We start from the raw sequence: 4,117 nt of genomic DNA, 5'->3' as shown, positions 1-4,117 counted from the left end.
ATCCATAACATCTATTTTAGAAATATTCTTCAATAGGAAAATATTTTTACTATTCAGTTCTTTGGTAACTAATTCACTCGGTCTTTCGATCCCCAATGAGAAAAAGTACTCTTCAAAAACTTCGTTTAGAAGAGCACTGCCATCAAGATCAGAAAAGTGGTTATGAAAATATCCACATATTACAGAATCGATAGTGTAAATCGAATCGTTCTCTATTTCAGTAGTAATATATTCAAGAGGAATACAAACATTTGAACTTGGATTATTAATTAGCTCCGATGCAGAAAAATCAATAATTTCATCAATATCACCTATTTGTAATAAATACTGAACCTTTAGCTCAATAGCATCTTTTTTGATAGGTGATAAATTATAATATTGGTCAACTAACTCATGTGCGGTTGAAGAAGAAGAAGTGATAGATTCAATCGTGTCTTTCTTTACCTTAAGATGTAATGGAAGATCTTTACTATTAGATTTTACATACATTGAAGGAGGTGTATGAAGATTATATGATAAAGGTGTTAATGGACAATTAAGAAAGTTTGATTTTAAAACTATATTTTTCTTATTCTCCGATGAAAAGAAGTATGGTGCAGATTTTACAATACTTATAAGTATATGTTCAGACAGTTCTAAAGATGAATATTTTATTGCTAAATCAACTAGTTGTTCAACAGATTGATTAGCATCTTCTAGCGAATATATTGAGATAAGATTATTAATTATCTCTCTGAGAACATCAGGTAAACCTGCAGGCTTCCTACTTGTATATATGTAAGATTTCGCGTACATATTAATCTTAGTGATTATATTTGAATTACTCGAAACATCATTTTCTAAGTAGTCTATAACTGCATCATACTTCCCTTCACAATAGTCATTTATTTGTTGGTCAAACTTTACTTGACTATCATCAAAACCCCGCTCTTCTAGTGAAGATATAATATTTGATATTTTTATAGAACTGATTTTACTTTCTAGGTTTTTGAAAACTCTAAGAAGTATGGTTCTGTCATTTGATTCTAAAGACTTTTTAATTAAGGCGCTCTCTATAACCTTACAGAAACAATCAAACAAATCAACCAAAGGAAGTCTTTGAAGCCAGTTAATACTATGTAATAAATCTACATCTTCATATAAAGACGATGGTAAACACAGCAGAGAGTAAAAAGCAGCTATATTAGATGCACCACCTTCGATGAACTCTTTATTTGGTCGCCTTACCATTGACTCAAGAATGAGTTTTGAATCAACTGTTTGTAATTTCCAACCTGACACTCTAACAATATCAGAAAAAATTGAATGATCGTTCTGAGACTTTAAATTATCTAGAAATTCATCAATTTTTGAATATTCTTTTTTTGCAGTATATAAGTTAAACTGCAAATTAATTGACCAAATTGAGTAACCTACCTTGTCATTTAAATCTAATAATAATTTCTCAACCTTCGAGTACTCCCCTTTTACAAAGAGATCTTCAATTATAATTTTATTGTCATTAAAAAAGGCTAACTTATCAATTTCCCGAGAAAAAATAGCATCATATAGATATATAGCTTTATGCCCATTTATATCTTGCTCACCATATATTAGGGTTTCAAATATATTATTAATATCTAATTTACTTTGACTTAGGCTTGAAAATATTTCGTCATCTTTAATTATTACATTAATTGCTCGCTCAAACTCATCATCAGTCGCTTGAATTATGAACTTATGAAATGCTTGATCTTTAGCTTCTGCCTTGCTTCCGAAGAAACGCGTAGGCTTGAGTACACCATTGATGATCTCGTGGGTTTTCCTTGGTTTCATTCGTTTCAACTGATTATCCGCATAATAAAAATATGGTTATTATCAGCAACATCAACACAACTTTCAATATGTTTTGGCTAAGAATACAATCTAAATCAACGTAAATTCAATCTCTTATCTTCCTTTTGAGTCGATAATACTTTGATTTATTCATGCCTACGATGGCAATCGCTTTTGTTTGACTCATACCTAAATCAACTAACTCGATAACCTTTCGATATTCCACTACGGAAGACTCTGCTACTTGCTTTCCTTTGTAACGTCCTTCTCGTTTAGCTCGCTCTATTCCTATTCTCTGCTTTTCAAGCATCTCAGTTCGCTGCATCTCTGCCACAGCGGCTAACGTAGTGAGTACAAGTTTTCCAGTGCTAGAAGTAATATCAATACCACCAAGTGTATGGACAATGACTTTTACACCTTCCTGATTCATCTTCTCGCAGAACTCCAAAACTCCCTGTGTATTCCTTCCTAGGCGGCTTATATCGTAGAACACTACAGAATCCCCGCTCCTTAACTTACTCAACATCTTCAAAATTTCTGGTCTTTCCAAGTCCTTGCCCGAAAACTTATCTTCAAAAACTGCGTCATGCTTGTAAGATTGTGCGAGAAATTCCGTTTGTTGTTGTACATTCTGTTCTACTGTAGAAACACGAGAATAAATAAATTGCATATTGACTCCATCGGTATCTTTAAATGATACTCTTATAATACTGGTGTTGTTTATCGGTTAATTTTGTCTTTGTAATACCACTTTCTGTATATTTTAAAGTGGTATTACTTGAGTGTGCTTAAATAACACTAAGCCAAGCTTAGTGAGTTCTACTTTTTATCAAGTTCTTTCAAAGCTTCACTTTTACTTACTTTCTTTTTATTCACTTTCTCTACAGCTCTAAAAAAGTCATAGATTTTACTAGCAATGTGAGAAGTAAATTTCTTTTCATTTTCGTCAGAAAGAATCTCTTTATCAAAAACTTTTAACAATCGAATTATATTATCAAGATAAGGGTCACTACATCCATGCTTTGCATAGTACTCTCTCTTCAGCCTTAAACTTAACTTCATTATCTCATTTATGTTTGTTTTTCTATCTTCATGTCTAATACTCATTTTCAAACTCACCTTTAGTTATTATTTTAGTTTTGGCATTTCTTATTTTCTTTATAAGCTCATCTTTAAAAAAAATATTTTCATTCAGAGAACGTATTTCAGCATCTCTTTCTGACAATTTTAATTTATATTTAATTTTACTACTTCTACTTTCAGACTGCTCCTTCATATGTAAAGAAACTATTGACCTCAATTTTCTATTTTTTGATTTTAATCGTTCTATTTTTTCAGAGTAAAACTTTACAGTTGATTTATTCCTAAATTTGTCTTTAATTGCTGTTTCTATGCTATCTTCTCTCTTGATTAAAGACTTGTTTTTTACTTTTAGGCGCATCTTAAAGTTCTCGATTTCTTTACTCTGTTTAATTAACTCGTCTTTCTTGACTTTAATTACTGACTTTTGGTACTCAATTGTATCTAATGAATCACGAATGCGGCTTGCCTCTGCTTTTCTAGCGTTGTATTCAGCTCTTGTCAGTCGCTGCCGTTTTGCACCCAATCTCAACAACCCAAATTTCTCGGAGACTTCTCGATGATACTCATCCTGCAACTTTCTATAAGCGTTTTTGTAAGCATCAAACTTTGCTTTCCTCCCGCCCTCACTCGTTTGTCTTGCTAGCAACGGTTCATGTAAATACATTAAATTAGCTTTCCCATGCTCTTTCGTGTCAGGGATCGCAACTACAAAATGCAAGTGAGGGTGGATAGGCTCCCCTTCATCAAGGTGCAAAATCACTGAGAGCAAGTTATCTTCATATTTATTTTTTAAGTATTCAATATTCCGCTCTATCCATGCACTTGTAACATGTGTTTTATTTTTCATATCAGACACGTAGATATCAGGAGGTAATGAACAAACCCCCGACAGTACAACATTTGCGTCTTTTCTTAGTTTTCTTCCTATTTTATCTCTAGCTTTAGACTGTCTATTTTCAATTATTTTATTTGCTTGCATTGCGTCTACACCATACAACACTTGTGGCTGCAATGGATTTTTCACATGAGAGCAGGCATATTCGAGTCTCATGAACTCTTTAGCAACGGAAATATAAGACTTTCTTTTTTTACTCGGAAGAAGACTGTATAATTCATAATGAATGAATTGATACATATTATCTTACCTATTTAAATTTATTTAAATCCGAAGCTTATTGTTTTTTGGAACAAAAAACAATAAGCTTAGTCGGTCACTAAG

At 32.3% G+C, this 4,117-nt stretch carries 4 protein-coding genes; all 4 read right to left on the bottom strand.

Annotation, left to right across the window (positions count from 1 at the left end):
* The coding region (locus F0226_RS22040; RefSeq protein WP_216606700.1) for a hypothetical protein at window positions 1–1,815 on the bottom strand (1,815 nt) is incomplete at its 3' end.
* A gap of 106 nt (window positions 1,816–1,921) precedes the next feature.
* On the bottom strand, window positions 1,922–2,485 hold the full coding sequence (locus tag F0226_RS22035; RefSeq protein WP_171737640.1) for a recombinase family protein: 564 nt from the start codon (window positions 2,483–2,485) through the stop codon (window positions 1,922–1,924).
* A gap of 149 nt (window positions 2,486–2,634) precedes the next feature.
* Window positions 2,635–2,922 (bottom strand): hypothetical protein, encoded by a 288-nt coding sequence (locus tag F0226_RS22030; protein ID WP_171737639.1) that lies wholly within the window; start codon window positions 2,920–2,922, stop codon window positions 2,635–2,637.
* Entirely contained in the window at window positions 2,912–4,033 is a 1,122-nt protein-coding gene (locus F0226_RS22025) for a hypothetical protein (RefSeq protein ID WP_171737638.1), read from the bottom strand. Before F0226_RS22025 ends, F0226_RS22030 begins: the two co-directional genes overlap by 11 nt.
* Between the last annotated feature and the right edge of the window lie 84 nt (window positions 4,034–4,117).

The sequence above is a fragment of the Vibrio sp. 99-70-13A1 genome (genome assembly GCF_013114625.1).
GTDB lineage: Bacteria > Pseudomonadota > Gammaproteobacteria > Enterobacterales > Vibrionaceae > Vibrio.
The sequence above is the reverse complement of the archived record's forward strand: the minus strand, read 5'-3'. Positions and strand labels throughout refer to the sequence as shown.